The organism is Kitasatospora brasiliensis (assembly GCF_032654805.1).
GTDB lineage: Bacteria > Actinomycetota > Actinomycetes > Streptomycetales > Streptomycetaceae > Kitasatospora > Kitasatospora brasiliensis.
Genome location: NZ_JAUOOW010000003.1, coordinates 636,667 through 663,632, shown reverse-complemented (window position 1 = coordinate 663,632; position 26,966 = coordinate 636,667). Strand labels below are relative to the sequence as shown.

Sequence of the window (26,966 nt, the reverse complement as noted above, 5' to 3'; positions counted from 1 at the left end):
ACAAACACCGCACCTACCCACACCGGCGGTTTGTCGACAAGCCGCCACGAACCGAACGACGACCGACCCAGGCGCCGCCTCACCGGGGCGCCCTGACGAGGAAACTCCCTGTGATCAGATTCGAGGGCGCCGGAAAGCGCCACCCCGACGGGACCATCGCCGTCGAGAGCCTGGACCTGGAGGTCCCGACCGGACGGATAACCGTCCTGGTCGGGCCGTCAGGCTGTGGAAAGACCACCCTGCTGCGCATGGTCAACCGGATGGTCGAGCCCACCTCGGGCCGGGTGCTGCTGGACGGCACGGACGTCGCGGAGCTGGAACCCGCCAAACTCCGCCGTGGCATCGGATACGTGATCCAGCAGGCCGGACTGTTCCCGCACCGCAAAGTGATCGACAACATCGCCACCGTCCCCTACCTGCTCGGGTGGGACCGCAAGAAGGCCCGCGCCCGCGCCGCCGAACTGCTCGAACTGGTCGGGCTCGCACCGGAGACCGCCAAGCGGTACCCGTTCCAGCTGTCCGGCGGCCAGCAGCAGCGGGTCGGCGTGGCGCGTGCGCTGGCCGCCGACCCGCCGGTGCTGCTGATGGACGAGCCGTTCAGCGCGGTCGACCCGGTGGTGCGGGCCGGGCTCCAGGAGGAGCTGCTGCGCCTCCAGTCCGAGCTGCACAAGACGGTGCTGTTCGTCACGCATGACATCGAGGAGGCCGTCCGGCTCGGCGACCAGGTGGTGGTGCTGCGCGAACACGGCCGGATCGCCCAACTGGCCGACCCGCACACCCTGCTCACCACCCCCGCCGACGAGGGCGTGGCCGCCTTCCTCGGCCGCGACCGGGGCCTGCGCGGCCTCGGCCTGCGCCCCGCGAGCAGCGTCGAGCTGCGCCCGGTGGCCGACGGACTCCGGTACGGGAGGTGGGAGTTGGCCCTGGACGACGGGCGCCGCCCGATCGGCTGGATCGACCGCGACGCCGTCACCGCCGAACTGCACCCGGCGGCCGGCTTCCGTCCGGACACCGACACCCTGCGCACCGCGCTGGACGCGGCCGTCCTCTCCCCCGCCGCTGTCGCGGTCGCGCTGGACGCCGACGGCCGGGCCACCGGCACCGCGAGCCACGAGGCCGTCCTCGCCGCGCTCCGGCCCGACGGCGCTGCTTCGCCCGGCGGCGCCGGTTCACCTGACGCCACCGGTTCGCCCGATGCCACCGGTTCGCCGGCCGCTGACGGCGCCGGCAGCACGGTCAAGCCCGGCACCGAACCCGACGCGGCGGGCAGAACGGACGGAGCCGACGGTGGACGATGAACCGATCGTCCGCTGGTACTGGATCGGCGACCACCTCGGCTACCTCGGCCACCTGCTCGCCGACCACGCCGTGATCGCCCTCCTCCCCGTGCTCATCGGCCTGCTGCTGGCCGTCCCGCTCGGCCTGGCCTGCGCCCGCTTCCCCCGGCTCTACCAGCCGCTGTCCGCCGTGTTCAACATCGTGTACGCGCTGCCCTCGCTGGCCGTGTTCGTGGTGCTGATCCCGTACACCGGCCTCGCCACCCAGGCGACCGTGATGATCCCGCTCACCTTCTACGCCCTCGCCGTGCTGCTGCCGACCACCGTGGACGGGCTGCGCGCCGTCCCGGACGCCGTCCGGCAGGCGGCCACCGCGATGGGGTACGGGCCCTGGCACCGGCTGACCTCGGTCGAGCTGCCCGCCGCCGTGCCGTACCTGATCGCCGGGCTGCGGGTCGCGGCGGTGTCCAGCATCTCGCTCGCGAGCGTCGGCGCGCTGGTCGGGCGCGGCGGGCTCGGCTACCTGTTCATCGACGGCTTCCAGCGCACCTTTCCGACCCCGATCGTGGCCGGCATCGTGCTGATCGCCGCCCTGGCGCTGGCCGTCGACGTGGTGCTGGTGGTCGCCCGGCGGCTGCTCGCGCCCTGGGCCGTCCGGGAGAAGGGAGCCGGCTCGTGAACTGGTGGAACTGGCTGAGCGACTTCTTCACCTCCCCGGACCACCGCAGCGGGCCGGACTCGATCCTGCACCGGGTCTCCGAGCACCTGCTGTTCTCGGGCGAGGCGCTGCTCTTCGCGACACTGCTCGCCGTCCCGCTCGGTCTGCTGATCGGCTACACCGGGCGCGGCGTCACCCTGGTGACCGCGTTCGCCGGCGCCGCCCGCGCCCTGCCGACGCTCGGTCTGGTGACGCTGGCGGTGCTGCTCGCCGGGGTCGGCGACACCGCCGTCCTGATCCCGCTGGTCGCGCTCGCCGCGCCGCCGCTGCTGGTGGCCGCCGTCGAGGGGGTGCGCGGCACCGACCCGGACGTCCGGGACGCCGCGCGCGGCATCGGACTGACCCATCCGCAGGTGCTGTGGCAGGTCTGCCTGCCCTCGGCCGCGCCGACCCTGCTGGCGGGCTTCCGCACCGCGACCGTCCAGGTGATCGCGACCGCCACGGTGGCCGCCTACGTCGGCCTGGGCGGGCTCGGCCGCTACGTCATGGACGGGCTGGCGACCCGCCAGTACGCCGTGACGGTGGGCGGCGCGCTGCTGGTGGTGCTGCTCGCGGTCGCGGCCCAGCTGTTCTTCTCCCTGCTCGCCCGGTTCGCGCTCCCGGCCGGAGTGCGCGCCCAGCAGCGGGCCCACTGAACCCCTCTTCCATCCCTCCTCTCCTGTTCCGGAAGGACATCTGTCACCATGTCGACAATGAAGCGAAGCCGTCGCGCCGTCGTCCTCGGCACCCTCGCCGCGCTCGCCCTCGGCGCCACCGCCTGCGGCTCCTCCGGCAGCAGCAACCCGCTCGGCGAGGGCTCCGGCGCCACGACCTCGGCACCCGGCACGGCCGGCACGGGCGGCTCGGGCGGCTCGGGCGCTTCCGGGGGGACGGTGGTCGTCGGCTCGGCGAACTTCCCGGAGAACGTCCTGCTCGGCTCGATCTACTCGCAGGCGCTCAAGGCCAAGGGCGTCAAGGTCGAGGAGAAGTTCAACATCGGCAGCCGCGAGGTGCTCTACGGGCAGTTGCAGAGCGGCAACCTGACCGTCCTGCCGGAGTACAACGGCTCGTTGCTCGCCTACCTGGACGCCAAGTCGACCGCCGTCACCACCCAGGACGTGGACGCGGCGCTCGCCAAGGCGCTGCCCGCCTCGCTGGGCATCCTCGACCCCTCCCCGGCCGAGGACAAGGACTCGCTCAGCGTCAGCCAGGAGACCGCCGACAAGTACAACCTCAAGAGCATCGCCGACCTCGCCGCCAAGGCCGGCGAGTTCACCATCGGCGGGCCGCCGGAGTTCAAGAGCCGCCGCGAGCAGCAGCTCAAGGACGTCTACGGGCTGACCTTCAAGGAGTGGAAGCCCACCGGGGACGCCACCGCGAACGCGCTCAAGGACGGCAGCATCCAGGTCGGCAACGTGTTCACCACCGACCCGAAGATCGTCCAGTACAAGCTCGTCCCGCTGTCCGACCCGAAGAACATCTTCGGCGCGCAGAACGTCACCCCGCTGGTCAACAAGGCCGGGGTGGACGCGACCGCGACGGCGGCGCTCAACGCGGTGTCGGCCAAGCTCGACACGGCCGGGCTGACGGCGCTGATGAAGCGCGTGTCGGTGGACAAGGAGGACCCGTCGACGGTCGCTAAGGACTGGCTGAAGTCCAACGGCCTCGCCTGACGGGCTCGGCGGACGGGCTCGGCGGACGGGCTCGGCGGACGGCGGCCCGGAGGAGCATCCTCCGGGCCGCCGTCCGTCGTCCGTCGACCATTCGAAGGACCTTCCCTTCCGCGCCGCGAACATGACAGTCTGGGCGCCATGCGCACTCGTCTCCTCGCCGCCACCCTCACGGCACTCGCCGCGGTGAGCCTCGCTGCCTGTTCCAGCTCCGGATCCGGCTCGGACAAGGCCACCTCCGCGGCCGGCTCCCCCACTGCCTCCGCCGCCGCGACCGCCTCGGCCACCGCGCCTTCCGACGCCGCCACGCCCACGGCTTCCGCGCCCGGCTCGGCCGCCCCCACGGCCGACGGCGCCACCGGCGCGCCCGCCCCGCCCGCCGACGCCTCGGGAGCCTCCGCGCCGGCCAAGCCGGCGCCGCCCGCGGACGCCGGACTGCCCGCCAAGCCGAACGCCGACCTGACGACCAAGCTGGTCGCCGCGCTGGACGCGATCGACCCGGCGATCGTCGGCGGCAAGCCCGACAAGGCCGTGGACCGGGCCCGCAACCAGTGCCAGTCGATCTACCAGTTCCCCAAGGACAAGCAGAAGTTGACCGATCTGGCCAACCAGCGCTTCACCTCCTCCGACCACCCGCAGGGCTTCGGCCCGGAGACCGCCGCGAAGATCAACGAGGCTCTGCTCGCCACGCTCTGCCCGCCGGCGCACTGATCCGGCCAGACCTGCGGGGCTACTCACCCGCATGGACCCCGCCGCACTGCGGCACCATGGACCGCCCGGTGTCCTGAGCGCCGGGCCACCCGTGGCCGTGCCCCTTCCCAGGGTGCGCGGCCACGGCCTTTTCGTTTCCGGACCTTCCCGCCACCACCGACCGTCACCCCGGCGGCCCGACACTCCGACCGCCCGACACCCGGCCGCCCCGGGCGTCCATCCACCCCCTTCGGCCACGCGGACCGTATGCTGACGAACTGTTAGGACTCTTGACAGACCAGTGGTCTAGTCCAAACATAAGCATGTCGATCCGACCGGGATGCACTGTGGGGGTGTGACCACCGGCGGCTGAGGCACTGCCTTGCCCTGATCCGCTCCACCCCCGCTCCGTACGACGCGCGCACCCGCACCGCCACCCGCGTCCACGCGAGTCGGTGGGCCTTCGCACGCCCGTACTCCCGCACTCCCGATATCCGACTCCTCGGCCCGGGACCGCCCGGCCGCCCCCACACGGCCACCCCGCCCGGACCGACCGCACGTCCCCAACGTCCTGCCCCACCACGTCTGTTGGAGAATCCATGCGCCTTCGCAGAACAGTCCAGGCCGCGCTGACGGCCTGCGCCACCCTGGCCGCCTCGGCCGGACTGGTCGCCGCCGGGACGGGCACCGCCCAGGCCGCCACCCCGCTCCCCACCCGGGTCTTCGCCCCCTACTTCGAGGCCTGGACCGGCCAGAGCCCGGCCCAGCTGGCCTCGCAGTCCGGCGCCAAGTACCTGACCATGGCGTTCCTCCAGGCCAGCACCAAGGGCTCCTGCACGCCGTACTGGAACGGCGACACCTCGATGCCGGTGTCCTCCTCGACCTTCGGCGCCGACATCGCGACCATCCGCGCCAACGGCGGGGACGTGATCCCGTCCTTCGGCGGCTACACCGCCGACAACACCGGCACCGAACTGGCCGACAGCTGCACCGATGTCAACCAGATCGCTGCCGCGTTCGAGAACGTGATCACCACCTACGACATCAGCCGGATCGACCTCGACATCGAGGACAACTCGCTGACCAACACCGCCGGGATCGACCGCCGCAACAAGGCGATCAAGATCGTGGAGGACTGGGCCGCCGCCAACGGCCGGAACATCCAGTTCTCCTACACGCTGCCCACCACCACCTCCGGGCTGGCCAGCAGCGGGCTCGCGGTGCTGAAGAACGCGGTCACCAACAACGCGCGGATCGATGTCGTCAACATGATGACCTTCGACTACTACGACAACGCCGCGCATGACATGGCAGCCGACACCCAGACCTCCGCGCAGGGCCTGTACAACCAGCTCGCCAAGCTGTACCCGTCCAAGACCCCCGCCCAGCTGTGGGGTTCGATCGGGATCACCGAGATGATCGGCATCGACGACTTCGGTGCGGCCGAGACCTTCACCGTGGCCAACGCCAACACGGTGTACAACTGGGCGGTGTCCAAGGGCATCAACACGCTGTCCTTCTGGGCGCTCCAGCGCGACAACGGCGGCTGCGTCGGCAAGGCCGGCGACGACAACTGCTCCGGGATCAGCCAGAACACCTGGGACTTCAGCCACATCTTCGCGCCGTTCACCAGCGGCTCGACGGTGAGCAACGACTTCTCGGTGTCGGCCAGCCCCAACTCGGCCACCGTCACCGCCGGTTCGTCCACCTCGTCGACCATCGCGACGGCCGTGACCGCGGGTTCGGCGCAGAGCGTCAACCTGACGGTCAGCGGCGCCCCGGCCGGCGTCACCGCCACCGTCACCCCCGGCAGCGTCACCGCCGGCAACAGCGCCACGCTGAACATCAGCACCACCTCCTCGGTGGTGCCCGGGAGTTACCCGATCACGGTCACCGGCGCGGCGGCCTCCGGCAGCCACACCAGCACCTTCACACTGAACGTCACCGGCACCCAGCCCGGCAATGACTTCTCGGTCGCGGTGAACCCGAACTCCGGTACGGTCGCCGCTGGTTCCTCCGCCTCCGCCGCGATCGCGACGGCCGTCACCTCGGGCTCGGCGCAGAGCGTCAACCTGACGGTCAGCGGCGCCCCGGCCGGCGTCACCGCCACCGCCACCCCCGGCAGCGTCACCGCCGGCAACAGCGCCACGCTGAACATCGCCACCACCTCGGCCGCGGCCGCGGGCACCTACCCGCTGACCGTCACCGCCACCGGCGCCTCCGGCAGCCACACCGCGACCTACTCGCTGACCGTCACCGGGACCGGCCCGACCACCGGCCTGGTCAACGGCGACTTCGAGAGCGGCAGCCTGAGCCCGTGGACCTGCCAGAGCGGCGGCGCCGTGGTCTCCACCCCGGTCCACTCCGGCACCCACGCGCTCCAGGCCGCGGCCACCGCGAGCCAGACCGGCGAGTGCTCCCAGACCGTCACGCTGAAGCCCAACACCAGCTACACCCTGAGCGGTTGGGTGCAGGGCAACTACGCCTATGTCGGCGTCAGTGGCGGTGCCACCGCCAGCGCCTGGACCAGCTCCGCCGGCTGGACCAAGCTGTCCGTCCCCTTCACCACCGGCGCCAACGGCACCGTCACCGTGTACCTGCACGGCTGGTACGGCCAGGGCACCGTGTACGGGGATGACTTCTCCATCGCCTGAGTCCGCAACGGGTGACGAATGACAGATGACAGCTGACAGATTTCAACATCTGTCAGCTGTCATCTGTTTTCTGTTCGCTGTTCTCTGTTACCTGTTCTCTGTTACCTGTCTGCTGTTACCTGTCTGCTGTTACCTGTTCGCTGTCACCCGTCCGCTGTCACTTGTCCGCCGGCCGGCACAGCGCCAGGTACGCGATCGTCGCCAGCACCCCGCAGACCAGGACGACCACCGCCAGCAGCACCGCCGACGGCTGGCCGCCGAGGCTGCTCAGCGGCGCGACCACGGCACCGCACAGGAAGTTGCCCGTCCCGAGCAGCGCCGACGCGGTGCCCGCCACCTGCGGCTCGACCAGGCCGAGCGCCTCGGCGGCGGTGTTCGGCAGGAGCACCCCCAGGCTGCCCATCATCACGAACAGCGGCGGGCAGAACCCGGCCAGCCCGAAGTCCCACACCGTCGTCAGCAGCACCAGTGCCACCCCTGCGGCCACGGTCGCCCCGAGGCTGCCCAGCATCAGCGACCGCTGCGTGAAGCGCGGCGCCAGCACCCGCCCGTTCAGCTGGGTCATCACCACGATCGCGACGGAGTTCAGCCCGAACAGCAGGCTGTAGGTCTGCGGCGAGACGTGGTACACGTGCTGGAGCACCGTCGACGACCCGCTGATGTAGCCGAACAGCGCGCCGAAGGCGAGGGAACTGGTCAGCGCCAGTCCGAGGAACGGCAGGTTGCGCAGCAGCCGCCCCATCGTCCGCAGGGCCGCGCCCACCCCGCCGCGGTCCCGGGTCTCCGTCGGCAGCGTCTCGCGCAACACGCCGAACGAGACCAGGGTGAGCAGCAGCCCGAGCGCCGTGAGCACGCCAAAGGTGCCGCGCCACGAGGTGAACCGCATCAGCTGCGCGCCGATGATCGGGGCGAGGATCGGCGCCAGCCCGGATATCAGGGCAATCGAGGCGAGGAAGCGCAGCAGCGCGACGCCCTGGAAGCGGTCCCGGGAGATGGCCCGCCCGATCACCAGCCCGGCGGACCCGGCCGCGCCCTGGACGAACCGGGCGACGATCAGCACCGTCAGGTTCGGCGCGAATACGCACACCAGGCTGGACAGGGTGTAGAGGACGAGCCCCGCGAGCAGCGGTGGGCGTCGCCCGAAGCGGTCGCTGAGCGGCCCGAAGAGCAGTTGCCCGGCCGCGACCCCGAACATCGAGAAGGTCAGGGTCAGCTGGACGGCGGCCGGCTTGGCGACCAGGTCGTCGGCGATCGCGGGCAGGCCCGGCAGGTAGAGGTCGGTGGTGAGGGGGCCGAGCGCGGTGAGACCGCCGAGGGCGACGATCACCGCCAGGCCGGGGCCGACCTGGCGGATGGTGGGGGTGGTGCCGGGTCTGGCGGCGGCAGCGGTCGACGTGTCATCGGTGGGGCCGACGGTCGGGCCGGGCATGGTTCTCCTTGCGGACGGGGTGACGTGGGGTTCGTTCGCGCTCCGTCCTATCGCAGCCGGTCCCGGTTCCGACAGCGGGGGTACGTCCTGACCAGCCGTCGGGGCGCCTCGTGGGTGATCGTCCGTCGACCGGCCCGGCCCGCACACGACGACGGCCCGGCCCGCACCTTCCGGTGCCCGGCGGGCCGTTCCACTCCCGGTCAGGAGCCGGTCGGTGGGTCGGAGGGCAGCCGCCCACCTTGGCTCGATGCTCGGCGACGTGCTCGGGGCTCGGCGACGCACTCAGTGCTCGGCGACGCGCTCAGTGCTTGGCGACCTGCTCGGCGCGGAGCGCCGCCTGCATCGCCGCGCCGTCCTGCCAGGCGTAGAGCTGGTTGCCGGCCAGCGCCACGTTGTAGTGCCCGCAGGTGCCGCTGACCTTGGTCTCGACGCCCTCGGGGAACCATCCGGCCTTGAGCGACTCCGGCACCGGGTGCGCGCCCTTGCGCGGCAGCCCGGCCGTGCAGCCGACGGGCAGCCGCCCCTCCGGGAGGGTCGCGTGCAGCAGGCGGTCGTCACCCCTGGTGGACATCACGTACTGCACCCCGGAGGCGTTGTCGGGCAGCCAGGTCGGCATCGAGCGGCGGTCGGCCTTGGCCTGGGTCCCGGTCTCGTACGAGGCCTGCTGCTGGTGGTGCTCGTCGTACCAGTCGGACACCCGCGGGCCGATTGCCACGGCCGCCACGGCGACGGCCATGCCGGTGCCCGCGACTCCCAGCGCGACCTTGCTCACGATGCCCTTCATGCCCGACTGCCCTCTCCCTGTGGCGGCCTGTGCGGCCGTTGTCCCTGTGTCTGCGCGGCATGTCCCCGCCGGCCGGCTGCGGCAGGTCCGCGTCGTCGGCCCCGATCGGCGCGGTCCGCCGTCCGGTGTATCCATCGTGGCCCGTACGGACCCGTCGGATCGTCACCACCAGGTCGCGATCCTGCCTCCAACCCACGGGGTAGCTTCTCCACCTTCAGGCGTATGTCCTTCGGCGGAGACCCTGAGGACCGCGGGGCCCGTACCGGCCAGGGCCCCGATCGAGCCTTGCTCAAGCCCGGCGCCGTCGCAGCCCGGCGTGCTGCACTCGGGGCATCCGCCCTCCCCCGCCCGGCCCCCTGACCGGACCGGCCCCCCCCGGTTGCTCAGACGCCGGTTGCTCAGACCGCCCCCGGTACCGGCCGGGCGACCGGGAACGGACGGCCGTCGAGGGTCCAGTGCGGGTCGATCGGGCGCAGCAGCGAGGCGTACACCTGGGCGGCGACGTCCGGGTGGCGGATCTCGCCGGTGGGCGGGCCGGCCGGGATGCCGTGTCCGGCGCAGGCGACCCAGGCGGTCCGCTCCTCGTCCGTACGGCCGCCGTGGCCGCCGGCGTCCACGTGGCCGTGGTCGGTGACGACGATGACCGTCCACTGTTCCTCGGCGTGGGTGGCCCGGCCGCGGACGGCGTCCAGGAGGCGGCCCAGGCGCTCGTCGGCGGTGCGCATGGACGCGCGGTACTCGTCGCCGCAGCCCAGGAAGTGGGCGGTCTCGTCGACGGCGCCGAGGTAGACGAAGGAGGCCTCGGGGTCGGCGGTGCCGAGGACGTGGACGGCTTCCCGGGTGACTTCCTCGTCCACCGTCTCCCAGGCCTCGAGGGTGTCCTCGGCGGGGGCTACGTAGGAGAGCCGGCCGGGGGCGCGGAACAGCGGGCCGCCGGACTCGTTGATCATCAGCGGGTCCCAGCCGGCCGCGACGAAGGTGCGGCGGCGGTCGCCCCGGGCGAGCCGGGTGGCGAAGTCGGGGAACACGTCGAGCCGGTTGCCGCCCAGGTGGTTGCCCCAGACCCCGTGCTTGGCGGGCTCCACCCCGGTCACGATGGTGGTCCAGCACGGCCCGGACATGGTGGGGGTGCCGTCCGCGACGGTGACCGGCACCAGGAACCCGGCCTCGGCGACCTCCTGGAGACGCGGCATCGGCACCTGCGCCAGGTAGTCGTGGCGAACGCCGTCGATCCCGACGACGAGCACCCGGGGGCGGGGCCACTGGGCAGCGGACATGGCGGTGGTTCCTCTCGGTCGCGCGCATCCGGCCGCGCCCGTCCAGGGGCGCCGCCGACCGCGCCATGGTTCACCGCCCGCCGTACCGGTCGGCGTCGTGCCGCCGAACGCCGGGTGTCCGCGGGGTGTCGGGAAGTCGCGGGTCAGCTCTGTGCGAGCGGGCGAACGAAGCGGCGGTCGGCCCCGCCGAGTGCCGTCAGACGGTCCGGCGGCGCGCAGCACCACGTCCAGGACCCGTTGCTCGACCGGGTCGAACGGGTCGGCGATCGGGCCGACGTCCAGGGCGGCGACGAGCGGCCCGCCGTACCAGTGGACGGGCCGCCCGGCGAGCCGCTCCACCGCCCCCGGTCCGTCCAGGACGGCTGTGGTCAGACCGCGCAGGGCGGCGGCCTCGGCGAGCAGGGCGGTGGCGCTGGTCCGCTGGGCGGAGGTGAGCAGGACCCGACCGCCGGTGCCCTCCGGGCGCCGTCACGACTGGGGCAGGAACTCGTGGACGACCTCGATGCGGCCGACGATGTGCCGGTTGAACTCCCCCAACTCATTGGCAGGCACCCAGAGTTCGAGGATGGTGCGGCCGCCCGCCTGTCGCACGGGATAGCGGGCGAGGAAGGCGGTGTCCATCTCGAAGCGGGTGACGTAGCCGACGCCGGAGGCGGGCACGTTCCAATCCCGGGCTATCCGGATCGCGTAGTCCTCGTTGAGGACGGGGTAGAAGATCGGCTGCTCGGGCAGGCGGGGCGGCCAGGCACGCCAGTCGGCGGCCTCGACCAGGGCAAGCTCCTCGGGGCCGGTGGGGCGCCAGAGGGTGGTGGTCGGGGGCGCCGGCTGCGCGGTCGGGCTGGTCATGGCAGGGAACGGTAGCCGGGCCGTGACGGGCCCGGCCACCGGATTTCCGCTGGTCGAACGGTTCCGATCGGAGGTCGGGAGGTGCGGACGAGCGGTCAGCGGTCAGCGGTCAGCGGTCAGCGGTCAGCGGTCAGCGGTAGGCGGACTCGCCGGTGATGGCCTCGCCGAGGACAAGGGTGTGGATCTCGCTGGTGCCCTCGTAGGTGAGCACCGACTCCAGGTTGTTGGCGTGCCGCAGCACCGGGTACTCGGTGGTGATGCCGTTGGCCCCGAGGACGGTCCGGGCGCTGCGGGCGATTTCCAGCGCGGTGCGGACGTTGTTGAGCTTGCCGAAGCTGATGTGCGGCGGGCGGGCCGCACCCTGCTCCTTGAGGCGGCCGATCCGCAGGGCGACCAGGTAGGCCTTCTCGACCTCCAGCATCATCTCGACCAGCTTCTGCTGGGTCAGCTGGAAGCCCGCGATCGGGCGGTCGAACTGGATGCGGCTCTTGGCGTAGTCCAGGGCGGCGGTGTAGCAGTCGCGGGCGGCGCCGACGGTGCCCCAGAGGATGCCGTAGCGGGCCTCGTTGAGGGAGGAGAGCGGTCCGCGCAGGCCGACCACCCCGGGCAGTACGGCGTCCGCGGGGAGCACCACGTCGTCGAAGGCCAGCTCGCTGGTGACCGAGGCGCGCAGCGAGAGCTTGCCGTGCACGTCGGTGGCGGTCAGGCCGCGGGTGCCGCGCTCCACCAGGAAGCCGCGCACGCCCTCCTCGGTCTGCGCCCAGACCACGGCGACGTCGGCGATGCTGCCGTTGGTGATCCACATCTTGCTGCCGGACAGCACCCAGTCGCCGTTCTCGCCACCCTTGCGCACCGCCCGGGTGCGCATGTTGGCCGGGTCCGAGCCGAAGTCCGGCTCGGTGAGGCCGAAGCAGCCGATCAGTTCGCCGGCGGCCATGCCCGGCAGCCAGCGCTGCTTCTGCTCCTCGGAGCCGAAGGCGTGGATCGAGCGCATGGCGAGCGAGCCCTGGACGGAGACGAAGCTGCGCAGCCCGGAGTCGGCCGCCTCCAGCTCCATGCAGGCCACCCCGTACGCCACCGCGTCGGCGCCCGCGCAGCCGTAGCCGTCGAGGTGCATGCCCAGCACGCCCAGGGCGCCGAGCTCAGGGGCGAGTTCGCGGGCCGGGAAGACCCCGCGCTCGAACCAGTCGCCGAGGTGCGGGCGGATGCGCTCCTCGGTGAACCGGCGGACGGTGTCGCGGATCAGCCGCTCCTCGTCGGTGAGGAGGTCGCCGACGGCGAGCAGGTCGGACGGGTCGATCCGGGGCGGCTTCGTCATTGAAGCTCCTTGTACTCTCGGAACTCTCGGCGGAATATCGGGGAGTATTCCGCACCCGGACGGGGCGTGGGCGGGCGCGAGCGCGTGAGGATGGCGACATGTCCGACGGTGCGCGCGTGGTCGCCGATGGCACCGGCGAGTGACACGTAGAGGGGGAGCAGGACATGGCACGTTGGGCGCTGGTCGTCGAGGAGACGGTGGGCACCGGGCACGACCGGACCTGGGGCAACAGGGTGCTCGCCGAGGTCGAGGGCACGCGCGAGGAGGCCGTCGAGGAGCTGAAGCGGCTCGTCCCCTCCTACACCCCGCAGCATCCGTTCAGCAGCCGACGGCGGACGCTGCTCCGCGACGGGGACACCTACTTGCTGATCGCGCAGGGGAGCATGCGCGACTACCACTGCGTGTTCAAGGTGTGGGAGCTGCTCTGGGACAGCAAGCGTCCGGAGGTTCAGGCGGAGCGTCTGGCCGAAGGGACCGAGGCGAGCCCGGCGGACATCTGACACCTGGCGTCGGACGTCAGACGTCAGACGTCAGACGTCAGACAGATAACAGCCGACAGATAACAGATTTCAAACTCTGTCAGCTGTTATCTGTCACCTGTCACCTGTCACCCCACCCCGCAGAGCCGCAGCAGCGCCGTCGTCGCCGCGCCCGCGATGACCACCAGCGGGAACGGCGCCCGGCGCAGCGCGAGGACGCCCGCGACCAGTACGCCCGCCGGGCGGGCCCAGCCCGCGAAGCCGTGCCCTTGGGTCAGCGCCCCGGTCGCGACCAGGGCCACCAGCAGCACCGCCGCCGCGACGGCCAGCAGGTGTCGCAGCCGGTCCGAGAGGGCGAGCCGGCCACTGAGCAGCGGTCCGGCGAGCCGGAAGGCGTACGTCCCGACCGCGAGCAGCAGGACCGCGTACAGCGGCATCATCGGACCGCCTCCTTCTCTCCGTTCACCGCATGCGCGTCGTCCGCCGCCTTCCGGGTCGATTCCCCCGCCTCCGGCCGTCCCGCGAACAGCAGACCGACGAGGGCGAGCAGCACCGGCAGCCCGGCCGGAAGGAACGGCGTGGCCGCGACCGCGACCACCGCGCCGACCACCGCCGCCGTACGGGTGCGGCGGTCCGACAGCGAGGGCAGGACGAGCGCGAGCAGCACGGCGGGGAAGGCCGCGTCCAGGCCGAGCGCGTCGGTGTCGCCGATCAGCCCGCCCGCGATCGCGCCGAGCAGCACCGAGACGTTCCACACCACGTACAGCGCGATTCCGCAGAGCCAGTACGCCGCCCGGCGCCGCCGCGGCTCGTTCTGCTGGAGCGCGAAGGCGGCGGTCTCGTCCGTGAGTAGCTGCGCGCCGAGCAGGCGCCGCCACCGCGGGCCGTCGAGCACGTCGGCCACGGTGAATCCGAAGGGCAGCAGGCGGGCGTTGAGCACCAGTCCGGTGGCGACGGCGGCGAGGGCGCCGCCGCCGGAGAGGACCACCCCGACCGCCGCGAACTGGGAGCCGCCCGCGAAGACGAGGGCGGAGAGCGCGACCGGCACCCAGAGGGGCAGGCCACCGGAGACGCTGATCGCGCCGAAGGAGGCGCCGACGAGGGCGTCGGCGAGGCAGACCAGAGCGATGTCACGGACAGTGGCACGCTCCAGTGTTCGGAGCAACGGACGCATGTTCATTAGAGTGAACCCGCCCGCGCTTGTTCGTCAAGCCGAACGAGTGGACCGATCGGGCGAACGATGACGGTGCTGGCCGAGGTGGCCGACCGTGGCAGCATGAACGGCACCGATCGCACCGGGAGCACTGGACCGGGAGCGCTGGAAGGGGCCAGGAGGAAGCGTGAGTGGCAAGCATGAGTGACGAGACCAGCCCGGCCGCGGGGCCCGGCCACCCGGGCGGCAACGGCGACGCCAACGGCCACCCCCGAGGCAACTCCACCGGCCCTGGCGGCAGCGGGACCGAGCTGATCGGCCAGATCGCCGCCTCGATCCGGCGCGAGCGCGAGCGCAGCGGGCTCTCGATGGCCGAGCTGGCCCGGCGTGCGGGCATCGCCAAGTCCACGCTGTCCCAGCTGGAGTCGGGCGCGGGCAACCCCAGCGTGGAGACGCTCTGGGCGCTCGGGGTCGCGCTGAACGTGCCGTTCAGCCGACTGGTCGACCCGCCCCGCCCGGTGGTCAAGGTGATCCGGGCCGGCGAGGGCCCGGTGACCCACTCCGAGCGCGCCGACTACGCCGCCACCGTGCTCTCCTCCTGCCCGCCCAACGCCCGGCGCGACATCTACCGGATCGAGGCGCAGCCGGGTGAGACCAGGGCCTCCGACCCGCACATGCCCGGCACCGTCGAGCACGTGATGATCGGCGCCGGGCAGGCCCTGGTCGGGCCCGCCGAGGCGCCGGTCGAGCTGGGCCCGGGCGACTACGTGAGCTACCCGGGCGACGCTCCGCACGTGTTCCGGGCCCTGGCCCCGGACACCCTCGCGGTGATCGTGATGGAGCACATCTGACGCAACGTCACATGCGCCAACCCCGCCTCGGCTACTTCAACAGGCCGTCCAGGAAGGGATTTCCGAACACCCGGTGCGGATCGTGGCGGTCCAGGACGGCGACCGCCTCGTCCCAGCCCGGTCCGCCACCGGCCCGCAGGCTGTCCGGGATGACCCGGCCGAGCAGGTCGGGATCGGACCAGGCGGCGTCGGCGGTGTAGGCCCAGCCCTTGGACCACTCGACCCGCAGGCCCGCCCGGGTGCCGTCGAAGGTGCGCAGCAGCCACTGCTCCAACTCCCGGGCGAAGCGCTCCAGTCCGGGGGTGCCGGGGAAGGCGAGGACGTCCAGCCAGACCGCCGTGTCCCATTCCGGACGGTCGGCGCGCGGGCGCAGCGCGGACAGCAGCGGAGGTCGGGCGCCGGGGACCCCGCAGGAGGCCGGATCGTCCAGGCCGGTGACCCTGATCTCCACCGCGCCGTTCACCGGGAACTCGCCCCGGGCCTGGTAGCTGGCGAGCAACTCCCGGTAGTAGGCGGCGAATTCGCTCACCACCCACTGGAGGTCGGCGCGCTTGGTGAGGATCGCGTAGCCGTTGGCGGTGACCCGCAGGGTGGTCGGGCGGATGTACTGGAGCAGGGTGCGCGAGGGGCCCCAGAGGTCGGAGCGCAGTCCGCCGGCGAGCAAGTGGGTGAGCACCTCACCACTGAGCAGTTGGCGCAGCAGATCGCCGGAGAGCAGGAGGTCCGTGAGGTCCCCGGTGAGCGCCACCTTGGCGACCAGGTACTGGAGTTGGCCGAACAGCGGGGCCGATCCCCAGGCGCCGGTGATGATGTCGCCGGCGAGTCGGGCGACAGGCTCCGGAATGCTGTCAGAGAAGGGGTAGTTGTAGGGGTGGTCGACGGACAGTGAGGCGAGCGGCTTGTTCGGGGTGACGCTCCAGGTCTTGAGCCAGGGGTACTCGGTGTAGGCGAACCAGATCGCCTCGACCCGGCCGTCCCGCTCCACGAAGTCGGCGAGGGTGCGCGGTCCTCCCCCGCCCCCGAGGACGCCGCCGAGCACTCCGCCCAGTACGCCCCCGAGCACTCCGCCGAGCCCGCCGTCTCCCGTTCCCGCGCCCGTACCCGTACCCGTACCCGTACCCGTGCCGGATCCCGGAGCGCCGCTCGGGCGGGCGAACAGCTCGCTCGCCGGGATGTCGAGCCGGCTGACGCAGCGCAGCGGCCGGTCGGCGCCGGCCCGTAGCACCACCTCGGTGAGGAAGGCGCGGCCCAGGTGCACCAGGAAGGCGGCGCTGTCGGCCTCGGAGCGGCCGAAGGAGCGCAATGTGTAGCGGCCGGTGGCCGGGTCCAGGACCACGGCGGTGAGCCGGACGACCTGGTTGCTGACCGAGCCGTAGCCGTGCCCTTCCGGTCGCACCTCCCCCGCGGCCGGGACGGCGGTGCCGTGGCCGCCGATGGCGAGCACGCCGCCGACGGTGAGTTCGCCGGGGGCGGGGCAGGCGGTCAGGCCCAGACCCCGGCCGGCCAGGTGCGTGAGCAGGGCCTCCATGGTGGCGCCGGTCTGCACCCGGACGGTGGTGGGCGAGTCGACACTGATCGCGGTGAGGTACCGGCTGGTGTCCACCAGCAGGATCCGGGCGCTCTCCGGCGTCCCGGCGGCGACGGTGAGCGGTGCCCAGGTGTGCCGGTAGCCGGTGGCGCGCAGCCGCCAGCCGTTGGCGTGCGCCCAGTCGGCGAGGGCCGGGACCTCCTCGGGTGTGCGCGGCGCGCAGGTCCACAGCTGATCGGTGCGGATCTCGCCGGACCAGTTCTGGAAGACCCGCTGGTAGAGCTCGGTGCCCGCGGGCAGGGCGGGCGGCACCGGCGTGGCGGCCTGGGCGCTGTCCGGTCCGATGGTGCCGCGCAGCAGCCAGGCCGCGGCGCCCAGTGCCGCCGACCCGCCGAGCAGTTGCCGGCGGCTGAGGCCGCTCGTCGGGGCGGGACCACTCATCCGGGTGGTCCCCTCGTCTGCCGTCCCGGCGACGACTTCGCCCTGCCGGTGGTGTCCCGTGGTCATCCGTCCGCCCCTCTGTCCTGGTTCCCCCGGGGCCGAGCTGCGACGATCCGGGTCCGGCCGGTGTCCGCCCGGCCCACTCAGGAGCGTAGGAAGGTCCATATGACAGTCGGATGGATCCGCCCGGGATCTCACTCCTTCGAGTGAGATCGACCCGATCGACCACGAAATCCCCGGGTTCTCGGCCTCGATCCGGCGGGCACCACCGCCACCGGGTCCGAGCGGGCTCCTCCGCTCCTCGCGCTCCTTGCCCGGCCGGTTCACGGGCACATAGGTTGATCGTGATCACCCCCACCCGCCTGTCGGAGGCTTCGCCGTGCCCTCGTCCATTCCCTCGCCCGAGCCCGTGCCCGTGCCCGTACCCTCGCCCGAGCCCGAGCCCGCAGCGCCGAGCGTCGCCGCCGTCGCCGTCGCCGTCGCCCAGCCGGTCTGCGCCGCCGCCGGACGCCCCGACACCGTGTCCGAGAACGTCGCCCGGCACGCCGAGGCGGTCCGGGAGGCGGGCACCCGGCTGGTGGTGTTCCCCGAGCTGTCGCTGACCGGCTACGACCTGGCCGCGCCCGCCGTCGACCCCGCGGATGCCCGCCTCGCGCCGCTGGTGGCGGCCTGCGCCGCGACCGGCGCCGTGGCCCTGGTCGGAGCGCCGGTCGCCGAGGCCGACGGGCGCGAGTCCATCGCCACGCTGGCGGTCACCGGGGCGGGCGCCGAGGTCGTCTACCGGAAGATGCGCCTGCACGGGGCCGAGGTCGAGCGCTTCGCCCCCGGCGAGAAGCCCGTCGTCCTGGAGCTGGACGGCCTGCGGCTCGGCCTCGCCGTCTGCGCGGACGCCGCCGATCCGGCGCACGCCGAGGAGACCGCCGCGCTCGGCATCGACGCCTACGTCGCCTCCACCCTGTACGGGCCCGGCACCGCCCAGGCCGAACGGCGGGACGGCCACATGCGCGACCGGGCCGCCGCCCACGGGGTCTGGTGCGTGCTGGCGACTTGCGCGGGCGCCACCGGCGAGTATCCCGACAGTTCGGGCGGCTCCGGCGTCTGGGCACCGGACGGCGGCCTCGTCGTCCAGGCCGGTGCCGCCCCGGGCGAGCGGGTGCGCGCCGAGGTACCTCGAAGGCCGTAGTGCGCGGCGGGCGGCGGCCCGGCTCGGATCCGAATCCCGCACCGGAAATACCCTGGCCCCGCGCGCGGCTGTGGTGATCGAAGATCCGTCCCGGGCCGCTCGGGCCCGTACAGGAGGTGCAGCGCGCGATGGGTGAGAAGCAGGGGAAGCCGCAGGAGTACCGGATCGAGCACGACTCGATGGGCGAGGTCCGGGTCCCGGCCGACGCGAAGTGGCAGGCGCAGACGCAGCGGGCGGTGGAGAACTTCCCGGTGTCCGGCCAGCGGCTGGAGCGTGCGCACATCGCCGCGCTGGCCCGGATCAAGGCGGCCGCGGCCCGGGTGAACGCGCGGCTCGGCGTGCTGGACGGGGACACGGCGGAGGCGATCGCCGCGGCGGCCGAGGAGGTCGCGGAGGGGCACTGGGACGACCAGTTTCCGGTGGACGTCTTCCAGACCGGCTCGGGCACCTCGTCCAACATGAACACCAACGAGGTGATCGCCACCCTCGCCGCCGAACGGCTCGGCCGGCCGGTCCACCCGAACGACCACGTCAACGCCAGCCAGTCGTCCAACGACGTGTTCCCCTCCTCGATCCACATCGCCGCCACCGCCGCCGTCACCCACGACCTGGTCCCGGCGCTGGAGCACCTCGCGGAGGCGCTGGAGCGCAAGGCCGTCGAGTTCGCCGAGGTGGTCAAGTCGGGCCGCACCCACCTGATGGACGCCACGCCCGTCACCCTCGGCCAGGAGTTCGGCGGCTACGCGGCGCAGGTGCGGCACGGGCGGGAGCGGCTGCTGGCCACCCTCCCCCGGGTGGCCGAACTCCCGCTCGGCGGAACGGCGGTGGGCACCGGCATCAACACCCCGCCCGGTTTCCCGGCAGCCGTCATCGCGGAGGTCGCCCGGGCCACCGACCTGCCGCTGACGGAGGCGCGCAACCACTTCGAGGCACAGGGCGCGCGGGACGCCCTGGTCGAGCTGAGCGGCCAACTGCGCACGGTGGCGGTCGGGTTCACGAAGATCGCGAACGACCTGCGGTGGATGGGCTCCGGCCCGCGCACCGGGCTCGGCGAGATCAACCTGCCGGACCTCCAGCCCGGTTCGTCGATCATGCCGGGCAAGGTCAACCCGGTGATGCCCGAGGTGGTGCTGATGGTCGCCGCCCAGGTGGTGGGCAACGACACGACGGTCACCCTGGCCGGCGCGAGCGGCAACTTCGAGCTGAACGTGATGCTCCCGGTGATCGCCCGCAACGTCCTGGAGTCGGTACGGCTGCTCGCCAACAGCGCCCGGCTGCTGGCGGACCGGACGGTGGACGGCATCACCGCCAACATCGAACGGGCCCGGGAGTACGCGGAGTCCTCACCCTCGGTGGTGACCCCGCTGAACCGCTACATCGGGTACGAGGAGGCCTCGAAGGTCGCCAAGCAGGCGCTGGCCGAACGAAAGACGATCCGTCAGGTGGTGTTGGAGCGCGGCTACGTCGAGCAGGGGAAGCTCACCGAGGAGCAGTTGGACGAGGCCCTGGACGTGCTGCGGATGACGCGTCCGTAGCGCAGCTGGTCAGCGGCACAGTGGTCCGTGACGCCGAGGTCCGTGGCACCGCGGTCTGTGACATGGCAGTCCGTGGCATGGCGGGCGTGCGGCGGGGGACGTGCGCCGGGGCGCGGTGGGCGGTGGAGCCCTCCGCGCCCCGGTCACGGGCTGCGGGGAAGATCAGCCCTTGGCGCGACCGGCCCGGCCGCGCCGCATCGATGCCCCGTTCGACGTCATGGTCGCCATCGAGATCGCCGCGAGGCCGAGCAGGAACATCACGGCGCCCACGATGATGCAGGTCACGATGTTCTTGCCGTGCGCGACGGACCCGGAGACGATCCAGGGAGAGATGATCGTCCAGACACCGAGCGCCGCGGCCGCCCAGGCCCGCGCGTGGGTGCGTTCGTAGGCCGATCCGTAGCCGGCCATGAGTGCCGTGTAGGCCAGACCCACGATCAGGCAGGTCACGGTCAGAGTGGTGTACGCGGTGAAGCCGACGATCCATGGCGATGCCGCCAGGAACAGGCCGGCCAGAACTGCCAGGGCTTCCACACCCTGGGCGCGAGGGGTCGAAGTGGCCCGCTCGTAGCGTTCGCGCAGTTCGACGATGTCCGGATGGTGCTCCATGCCCGTCGTCGGGATATGGGTTGCCACCGATACCACCTCCTGTGGTCGGAACCGGTAAGGCGCTTGCCCCGTACCTATTCTGGCTCTTATCGAACGTTTTGCACCCGATGAACGGGAATGACCGATAACCATCGGATCACGCCGGTGACCTGCGTCTCAACCGATCGGGCCGCCATTGCCTATGCAACTCGTTGCATAGCAGGATGCGGCCATGGCACTGGAGCACGCGATCCTCGTCTCACTGCTGGAGCAGCCCGGCTCCGGCTACGAGCTGGCCCGGCGCTTCGACCGCTCGATCGGACGCTTCTGGACCGCCACCCACCAGCAGATCTACCGGGTGCTACGGCGGATGGAGGCGGACGGCTGGGTGTCCGCACGGGAGGTCCCCCAGGAGGGGCGCCCGGACAAGAAGGTCTACTCGGCGGCCGAGGCCGGACGGGCCGCGCTGGCCGACTGGCTGCGCGAACCGGTCGACCCGGAGACCGTCCGGCACGAGCTCGCGGTCAAGATCCGGGCCGCCGCCTTCGACGATCCGGCCGCGCTGGTCTCCGAGGTCGAACGGCACCGCGACAGCCACGCCGCCCTGCTCGCCCGCTACCTGCACGGCGAGCAGCGGGACTTCCCCGACCCCGCCGCGCTCGACGCCCGGCAGGAGTTGCAGCACGTGGTGCTGCGCGGCGGCATCGAGTACGAGCGGATGACCATCGCCTGGCTCGACGACGTGCTCGCCACCCTGCGCCGCCTCACCACCCCGATCACCCCGATCACCCCCGAACCCTCGAACCCCGGGAGCCCCTCGATGCTCTTCAACCCGCGCAGCTACGACCCCGCACAGTTCGACGAGCCGACCCGCCGGCTGCTGCGCGCGACGGTCGACTGGTTCGAGTCCCGCGGCAAGAAGGCTCTGATCGACACCTACATCGACCGCAGCTGGTACGCCGACTTCCTCGAATTCGCCGCGAAGGAGGGCCTGTTCGCGGAGTTCCTGACCCCCGCCGCGGCCGACCCCGACAAGCGCTGGGACACCGCGCGAATCGCCGAGCTGAACGAGATCCTCGGCTTCTACGGCCTCGGCTACTGGTACACCTGGCAGGTCACCATCCTGGGCCTCGGCCCGGTCTGGCAGAGCGAGAACGAGGCCGTCCGCGCCCGCGCCGCCAAGCTCCTCGCCGAGGGCCACGTGATGGCCTTCGGCCTCTCCGAGCGCACCCACGGCGCCGACATCTACTCCACCGACATGATCCTCACCCCCGACGGCGAGGGCGGCTTCACCGCGACCGGCTCCAAGTACTACATCGGCAACGGCAACGTGGCCGGCCTGGTCTCGGTGTTCGGCCGCCGCTCGGACGTCGAAGGCCCGGAGGGCTACGTCTTCTTCGCCGCCGACAGCCGCCACGAGGCGTACCACCTGGTCAAGAACGTGGTGAACGCCCAGATGTACGTCAGCGAGTTCCACCTGGAGGACTACCCGGTGCGCGCCGAGGACGTACTGCACACCGGGCAGGCCGCCTTCGACGCCGCGCTCAACACCGTCAACGTCGGCAAGTTCAACCTCTGCACCGCCTCGATCGGCATCTGCGAGCACGCGATGTACGAGGCCGTCACGCACGCCCACAACCGGGTGCTGTACGGCAAGAAGGTCACCGACTTCCCGCACGTGAAGCGGGAGTTGACCGACGCGTACGTCCGCCTGGTGGCGATGAAGCTGTTCTCCGCGCGGGCCGTGGACTACTTCCGCACCGCCTCCCCCGAGGACCGCCGCTACCTGCTGTTCAACCCGATGACCAAGATGAAGGTCACCACCGAGGGCGAGAAGGTCATCGACCTGATGTGGGACGTCATCGCGGCCAAGGGCTTCGAGGCGGACACCTACTTCGACAAGGCCGCGAAGGACATCCGCGGCCTGCCGAAGCTGGAGGGCACCGTCCACGTCAACCTGGCGCTGATCCTCAAGTTCATGGGCAACTACCTGTTCGCCCCGGCCGATTACGCCCCGGTGCCGACCCGCCTGGACGCCGCCGACGACACCTTCCTGTTCCACCAGGGCCCGGCCCGCGGCCTCGGCGCGATCCGCTTCCACGACTGGCGCGCCGCCTACGACCGCCACGCCGCGCTGCCCAACGTCGCCCGCTTCCGCGAACAGGCCGACGGATTCTGCGAGTTGCTTCTTGCGAACGCGCCGAGCAAGGAGCAGCAGGCGGACCTGGACTTCCTGCTGGAGATCGGCCAGCTGTTCGCGCTGATCGTCTACGGCCAGCTGGTGCTGGAGCAGGCCGAGTTGACCGGACTGGACACGGAGGTCCTGGACCGGATCTTCGACGCGCTGGTCCGCGACTTCTCCGCACACGCCACCGAACTGCACGGCAAGGCCTCCGCCACCGAGGAGCAGGCCGCCTGGGCGCTGGCGAACGTCCGCCGCCCGGTGGCCGACGCGGCGCGGGACGCGCGGGTGTGGGAGCAGGTCGAGGCGCTCACCGGCGCGTACGAGATGCAGCCGTAGGACGGAGACGGGTAGGACCCCGGGGGGTGCCGGTCGGGCCGGCACCCCCCGGGTCACCGGTCCGGGGAGGTGCGGCCGTCGCCGAGGCCCATGTCGCGGGCCCGGGCGACGGCCTCGGCACGGGTGGCGACGTGCAGCTTCTCGAAGATGTGGGTGATGTGGTTGCGGACGGTCTTCTCCGCGACCACCAGCTCCCGGGCGATCCGCCGGTTGTCCAGCCCTCGCGCGACCAGGTCCAGCACCTCGGCCTCACGGGCGGTGAGCTCCGGGAAGAGCTGCCCCGCCTCGCGCATCCTCGCCCCCGCCAGCAGCGCGGTGATCCGCCCCGCCACCTCACCGCCGAACACCGCCCCGCCCGCCGCGACCGTCCGCACCGCGTGCAGCACTTCCTCCCGCCCGGCGCCCTTCACCAGGTAACCGCGCGCGCCCGCCTGGAGGGCGGCCAACAGGTTCCCGTCGTCGTCCGACATGGTCAGCATCAGCACCGGCGGCGGCGCCTCCTGGGCGACCAGGTGCCGGACGGCGTCCAGCCCGGAGCCGTCGGGCAGCGAGAGGTCCATGATCACCACCGTCGGACGGGACCGGGCGACAGCCTCCGGAACCTCGGCCACCCGCTCAGCCTCGGCGACCACCACGATGCCTTCCGCGCTCTCCAGCGCCGCTTTGAGACCCTCCCGGAAGAGCGGGTGATCGTCAACAATCAGTACACGGACGACCCTTTCCGAGACGGGGTCCGGAGGTTCCAGCGACTGTTCTTCATCCACGCGGGCGACACTATCAGCGGCGATCGCGTGACTTTCCGTGACATGCACGTGAACACCTCCGCGTGTCGGCCCACGTCGCGCCACGATCCGAGACCGGTGCCTCACGCACCCGGGACACCGGGCCGCCGAGGCTTGGGTCTCCCCAGGACCGGCGCCCCGCCGGCCGGACCCATCCGAGAGGTGGTGCCATGACGACGGCGATCTCTCCCCCGCGCCGCACACGGGCCGAGCGGCAGCTGGCGGCTGCGGCGGTGGTGACGGCGGTTTGTTTCGTCGTTGCGACGCTGTGGATCTGCTACGTACTCGTGCACTTGGGCGACCCGAGCGTTAACCCTCCCCGAAACCACCTCGCCGTCCTGATCTATGCCCTGGCGAGCGCGGGTGCAGGCATGCTGCTGCACGCACACCGACCAGGAAGCCCACTCGGTTGGGTCATGCTCATCTACGCCCTGACCCTCATCCTGCCCCGAGCGGCGGCTGCGCCAGTCTGGGTCGAGGTCTCCAACCCTGGCATCGTCAGCGCCACGTCGATCTTGGATGTAGCCCTCACTTCGGTCAACGCCGTGATTCTGTACTCATTTCCACTATGGCTCCCCAGCGGGCGCTTAACGACGCGGCGCTGGTGGTGGTACATCGGGGCCATCTCACTATGGGTGGTCCCGGAGGCGGTCATGGAGCTTGACCGCCAAACAGCCTATGGGCGGCACAACCCTCTAGCCGGTACCCAACCCGCACATTTCTTTTACACCACCATCGTGTCCCTCAACGGCCAGGACATGCTGGTCACCGATGGCCTAGTCGCGTTCGTCTCCACGATCCTGCTGGTCCGTCTGCTGCGGACACAAAATCGAGCCAGCGGGCTCGATACACGCCGGCATCAGCTGCGGGTGACGGCTATGCTCGCGGCCTACTTGCTCTGGACCGGAATGCAAGACCTGTACGAGCGGAATGTGTCCGAGCATTACTGGCTTAGTTACTCGCTACTTTCGAGCGCAGGTCTGGTCTGGGCAGCCGCAATGGGCTTCCTGGTCGTCCGCGACCAGGGCTGGCGACTCGACCGAGCGGCCCGTAATGTCCTGATCGGGCTGTTGCTGAGCACCGGAGTCACCGGGCTGTTCGTTGTGGCTGCCGCCGTACTGTCCAACTGGCTGGTACCGGGGCGCGGCGCGGCCGCCCTAGTTCTGATTTCCTTGGTGTACGCGCTCGGCGCCGCGCTTCCGCGGGCCGCACGACACGCTGTACTCCTGGTGGACCGGCTGTACTACGGCGAGCGAGCACAGCCGTATCAGGTGCTGCGATCGCTCGCAGGGCACGTGCGGCAGGTAGTAGCCCCGGAGCAGTTGGCAGTGGTGTTGTGCAAGACGGTCGCGGAGGAGCTTCGACTGCCCGGGGTCATGCTCTCCGTCGTCACCCGATCCGGATGTCGCACTCTGGCCACGACCGGGAAGCTGGACGGGCGCAGCCAGGACTTCCCTCTGATCCACAACGGGCTGAAGATCGGATCGTTGACTGTAGGGCTGCGCTCGGGCGAGCAGCGACTGGACGCCAGCGACGTCGACATCCTGCGTTCCCTCGCCGACCAGGCCTCGCCCGCAGTCGCTTCACTACGACTCCAAGAGGACCTTCAGGCCAGCCGGGAACAGATCGTCTCCGCGCGGGAGGAGGAACGGCGGTGGCTAAGGCGAGATATCCACGACGGACTTGGCCCCGCCCTGGCCGGACTCCGACTACAGGTAGACAATGCGGGCTCGGAAGCCAATGGCGGGCTCGCAGACACGTTGCATGGAGTATCGGACGGCCTGGGGTTGGCAATCAAGGAGGTCCGTCGGATCACCGACCGGCTCGGACCTGCACCGCTGGGCGAGTTCGGGCTGACTCAGGCGATCCGGCAGCTGGCAGATGCCTTCAGCCAGGCCGAGCTGAGCGTGACCGTGGAACTATCCCACGATCCGCTACCAGAGCTGTCGGCAGCCGTCGAAGTCGCGGCATATCGAATCACTGCCGAGGCACTCAACAACGTACTGCGGCACGCCAAGGCACGAACGGCACGGGTGTCGCTGCGGGTGGATGGTGAGTCAATGACTCTGACCGTGCAGGATGACGGAGTGGGCTACCAAGCGAGTCAGAGTTCACGCACCAACAGCGGCGGAGTGGGACTGCGTTCGATGGCAGACCGCGCGGCAGAGATCGGCGGTCGCTGCACGATCCAGTCCTTGCCCATGCGTAGGGGAACACAGGTGCTGGCCGTGCTACCGCGGTCGGCGGCCAAAACATAACAGGTGTGTGAGGACCTCAGAAAACAGCTGGCAGATTTCGAGAATCTGCCAGCTGCTGATGTCACCTCGACCGGGCTGAAGTCCGGTCTTGCTGGTCAAGTAGTGTGTGCTCCCCTACCCGGACCGCAGTCAATATATGAGGGCCTTACCCCTTCGCCTGGCTTCCCAACGGCACCAGTCGCCGGGGCTGATCTGGCAGCTTTGCGTCGAGCGACCGTCGTCGCGATCGCGCCGGCCAGCACGCCGGCCACGCTCATCACTGTGGTCCTGGTGTTCTTTGCCATGAGGTGGTGCTCCTTTGTCTCCAAGCAATCGATCCAGCTCGATCGCTCTGTTCTCAACCCTGCGGGTCGGCCTGCCCCAAGCGCATGGGCCTGCCGTCCCATTCCGGTCCCAAACCAGCGCCGGGGGCGCCGACGCGGCCGAGAACGGCGGTGACCGGGCCGCGTCGGCCGGCCCGGAGGCCGTACCGTTCGCCTTCCCGGATGTAGACCAAGTCGCCGGGGAGCAGCGGGGTTTCACCGAGTTCTCCGAGGAAGACGGCAGCCCCGGAAAGGAGCAGCAGGAAGGTGTCGGCCGCCCGGTCGCTATACGGGCCGCAGGTGGCGCCGGGGGCGAGGCGGACAGTGCCCACGTCGATCTGGCGCCAGCTCTGGGTGGGCGTCGAGTCCGAGCGCTGGGCCGGGATGGCGGCGCCGGGCGGGGTGGGACGGACGGTGAGCACGGTGGTGGGGGTGCCGCGGACGGCGGTGAGGCGGCTGGAGGTGCCGGGGCGGTGGTGCAGGGCCTCACCCGGGGTGAGGACGCGACCGGCTGCGAAGAGTCGGCCGGAGAGCACCACGGTCACCGATTCCACTGATTCGTAGGGAAGTTGCTCGACCCGGACGCCCGGCGGCAGCGCCTCGACGGTGAGTCCGGCGCGGACGGCGGGCCGCTGCTCGGGGTCGATCAGCCGCTGGAAGGCGGGCGCGGTGCGGGGGATGGCGGCGGGGACGAGTATCACGA

The 26,966-nt window shown here is 71.4% G+C and carries 23 protein-coding genes and 1 pseudogene; 13 read left to right on the top strand and 11 right to left on the bottom strand.

The genetic code is table 11. The annotated features are described in order from the left end of the window. Positions 1-110: 110 nt before the first annotated feature. The 6 genes from QWJ13_RS15030 (at position 111) to QWJ13_RS15005 (ending at position 6,988) form a co-directional block, all read left to right on the top strand. The gene (locus QWJ13_RS15030; protein WP_316524722.1) at positions 111-1,298 is read left to right on the top strand and encodes an ABC transporter ATP-binding protein; all 1,188 of its coding nucleotides are present in this window, start codon (positions 111-113) and stop codon (positions 1,296-1,298) included. Continuing rightward, positions 1,288-1,956, top strand: coding sequence for an ABC transporter permease (locus tag QWJ13_RS15025; RefSeq protein WP_316524721.1), 669 nt, complete (start codon positions 1,288-1,290; stop codon positions 1,954-1,956). Before QWJ13_RS15030 ends, QWJ13_RS15025 begins: the two co-directional genes overlap by 11 nt. Beyond that, positions 1,953-2,630, top strand: coding sequence for an ABC transporter permease (locus QWJ13_RS15020; RefSeq protein WP_316524719.1), 678 nt, complete (start codon positions 1,953-1,955; stop codon positions 2,628-2,630). The genes QWJ13_RS15025 and QWJ13_RS15020 overlap by 4 nt, the downstream gene beginning before the upstream one ends. Before the next feature lie 57 nt (positions 2,631-2,687). Then, positions 2,688-3,647 (top strand): ABC transporter substrate-binding protein, encoded by a 960-nt coding sequence (locus tag QWJ13_RS15015; protein WP_316524717.1) that lies wholly within the window; start codon positions 2,688-2,690, stop codon positions 3,645-3,647. A 138-nt stretch (positions 3,648-3,785) separates the two neighbouring features. Then, positions 3,786-4,355 (top strand): hypothetical protein, encoded by a 570-nt coding sequence (locus tag QWJ13_RS15010; protein ID WP_316524715.1) that lies wholly within the window; start codon positions 3,786-3,788, stop codon positions 4,353-4,355. Positions 4,356-4,933: 578 nt separating this feature from the next. After that, positions 4,934-6,988, top strand: coding sequence for a carbohydrate binding domain-containing protein (locus QWJ13_RS15005; RefSeq protein ID WP_316524713.1), 2,055 nt, complete (start codon positions 4,934-4,936; stop codon positions 6,986-6,988). 157 nt (positions 6,989-7,145) lie between these two features. On the opposite strand, the gene QWJ13_RS15000 is transcribed toward QWJ13_RS15005, so the two are convergent. From QWJ13_RS15000 to QWJ13_RS14980, 5 genes are all read right to left on the bottom strand, one after another. Continuing rightward, positions 7,146-8,417, bottom strand: coding sequence for a multidrug effflux MFS transporter (locus QWJ13_RS15000; RefSeq protein WP_316524711.1), 1,272 nt, complete (start codon positions 8,415-8,417; stop codon positions 7,146-7,148). A gap of 301 nt (positions 8,418-8,718) precedes the next feature. Next, a complete protein-coding gene (locus QWJ13_RS14995) occupies positions 8,719-9,201 on the bottom strand; it encodes a hypothetical protein (protein WP_316524709.1) in 483 nt (160 codons plus the stop codon). 398 nt (positions 9,202-9,599) lie between these two features. Next, on the bottom strand, positions 9,600-10,478 hold the full coding sequence (locus QWJ13_RS14990; RefSeq protein WP_316524707.1) for an alkaline phosphatase family protein: 879 nt from the start codon (positions 10,476-10,478) through the stop codon (positions 9,600-9,602). Positions 10,479-10,946: 468 nt separating this feature from the next. Then, complete coding sequence (locus tag QWJ13_RS14985; protein ID WP_316524704.1) at positions 10,947-11,324, bottom strand: ADP-ribosylation/crystallin J1; 378 nt, start codon at positions 11,322-11,324, stop codon at positions 10,947-10,949. Between the two features lie 130 nt (positions 11,325-11,454). Continuing rightward, positions 11,455-12,642: an acyl-CoA dehydrogenase family protein gene (locus QWJ13_RS14980; protein WP_316524702.1), complete on the bottom strand. Its 1,188-nt coding sequence runs from the start codon at positions 12,640-12,642 to the stop codon at positions 11,455-11,457. A gap of 164 nt (positions 12,643-12,806) precedes the next feature. On the opposite strand from QWJ13_RS14980, the gene QWJ13_RS14975 reads away from it, so the two are divergent. Further along, positions 12,807-13,142, top strand: a complete 336-nt coding sequence (locus tag QWJ13_RS14975; RefSeq protein WP_316524700.1) for a hypothetical protein — start codon at positions 12,807-12,809, stop codon at positions 13,140-13,142. Positions 13,143-13,249: 107 nt separating this feature from the next. On the opposite strand, the gene QWJ13_RS14970 is transcribed toward QWJ13_RS14975, so the two are convergent. Both QWJ13_RS14970 and QWJ13_RS14965 read right to left on the bottom strand, forming a co-directional pair. After that, the gene (locus tag QWJ13_RS14970; protein WP_432277526.1) at positions 13,250-13,558 is read right to left on the bottom strand and encodes an AzlD domain-containing protein; all 309 of its coding nucleotides are present in this window, start codon (positions 13,556-13,558) and stop codon (positions 13,250-13,252) included. After that, positions 13,558-14,295, bottom strand: a complete 738-nt coding sequence (locus QWJ13_RS14965) for an AzlC family ABC transporter permease (RefSeq protein ID WP_316524697.1) — start codon at positions 14,293-14,295, stop codon at positions 13,558-13,560. The genes QWJ13_RS14970 and QWJ13_RS14965 overlap by 1 nt, the downstream gene beginning before the upstream one ends. A gap of 179 nt (positions 14,296-14,474) precedes the next feature. Between QWJ13_RS14965 and QWJ13_RS14960 the strand changes: the two genes are divergently transcribed. Beyond that, a complete protein-coding gene (locus tag QWJ13_RS14960) occupies positions 14,475-15,125 on the top strand; it encodes a helix-turn-helix domain-containing protein (protein WP_432277525.1) in 651 nt (216 codons plus the stop codon). A 31-nt stretch (positions 15,126-15,156) separates the two neighbouring features. On the opposite strand, the gene QWJ13_RS14955 is transcribed toward QWJ13_RS14960, so the two are convergent. Continuing rightward, positions 15,157-17,160: a cholesterol oxidase substrate-binding domain-containing protein gene (locus QWJ13_RS14955; protein WP_316524693.1), complete on the bottom strand. Its 2,004-nt coding sequence runs from the start codon at positions 17,158-17,160 to the stop codon at positions 15,157-15,159. Between the two features lie 349 nt (positions 17,161-17,509). On the opposite strand from QWJ13_RS14955, the gene QWJ13_RS14950 reads away from it, so the two are divergent. Together QWJ13_RS14950 and QWJ13_RS14945 are read left to right on the top strand one after the other, a co-directional pair. Continuing rightward, entirely contained in the window at positions 17,510-18,277 is a 768-nt protein-coding gene (locus QWJ13_RS14950) for a carbon-nitrogen hydrolase family protein (RefSeq protein ID WP_316524691.1), read from the top strand. Positions 18,278-18,405: 128 nt separating this feature from the next. Next, a complete protein-coding gene (locus QWJ13_RS14945) occupies positions 18,406-19,812 on the top strand; it encodes a class II fumarate hydratase (protein WP_316524689.1) in 1,407 nt (468 codons plus the stop codon). Positions 19,813-19,974: 162 nt separating this feature from the next. Here the strand turns inward: QWJ13_RS14945 and QWJ13_RS14940 are convergent, their stop codons facing one another. Then, positions 19,975-20,448 carry an SPW repeat protein gene (locus QWJ13_RS14940; RefSeq protein ID WP_316524687.1) on the bottom strand — a complete coding sequence of 158 codons (474 nt, stop codon included), beginning with the start codon at positions 20,446-20,448 and terminating at the stop codon, positions 19,975-19,977. 184 nt (positions 20,449-20,632) lie between these two features. Here QWJ13_RS14940 and QWJ13_RS14935 point away from each other — a divergent pair. Both QWJ13_RS14935 and QWJ13_RS14930 read left to right on the top strand, forming a co-directional pair. Beyond that, a pseudogene (locus QWJ13_RS14935) lies at positions 20,633-21,166 on the top strand (PadR family transcriptional regulator); the annotation flags it as partial. Between the two features lie 54 nt (positions 21,167-21,220). Next, on the top strand, positions 21,221-22,921 hold the full coding sequence (locus QWJ13_RS14930; protein WP_316525197.1) for an acyl-CoA dehydrogenase family protein: 1,701 nt from the start codon (positions 21,221-21,223) through the stop codon (positions 22,919-22,921). A 53-nt stretch (positions 22,922-22,974) separates the two neighbouring features. On the opposite strand, the gene QWJ13_RS14925 is transcribed toward QWJ13_RS14930, so the two are convergent. Then, positions 22,975-23,667, bottom strand: coding sequence for a response regulator transcription factor (locus tag QWJ13_RS14925; protein ID WP_316525195.1), 693 nt, complete (start codon positions 23,665-23,667; stop codon positions 22,975-22,977). 206 nt (positions 23,668-23,873) lie between these two features. On the opposite strand from QWJ13_RS14925, the gene QWJ13_RS14920 reads away from it, so the two are divergent. Then, a complete protein-coding gene (locus tag QWJ13_RS14920; RefSeq protein WP_316524685.1) occupies positions 23,874-25,961 on the top strand; it encodes a sensor histidine kinase in 2,088 nt (695 codons plus the stop codon). 337 nt (positions 25,962-26,298) lie between these two features. On the opposite strand, the gene QWJ13_RS14915 is transcribed toward QWJ13_RS14920, so the two are convergent. Then, on the bottom strand, positions 26,299-26,964 hold the full coding sequence (locus tag QWJ13_RS14915) for a cupin domain-containing protein (RefSeq protein WP_316524683.1): 666 nt from the start codon (positions 26,962-26,964) through the stop codon (positions 26,299-26,301). Positions 26,965-26,966 lie beyond the last annotated feature (2 nt).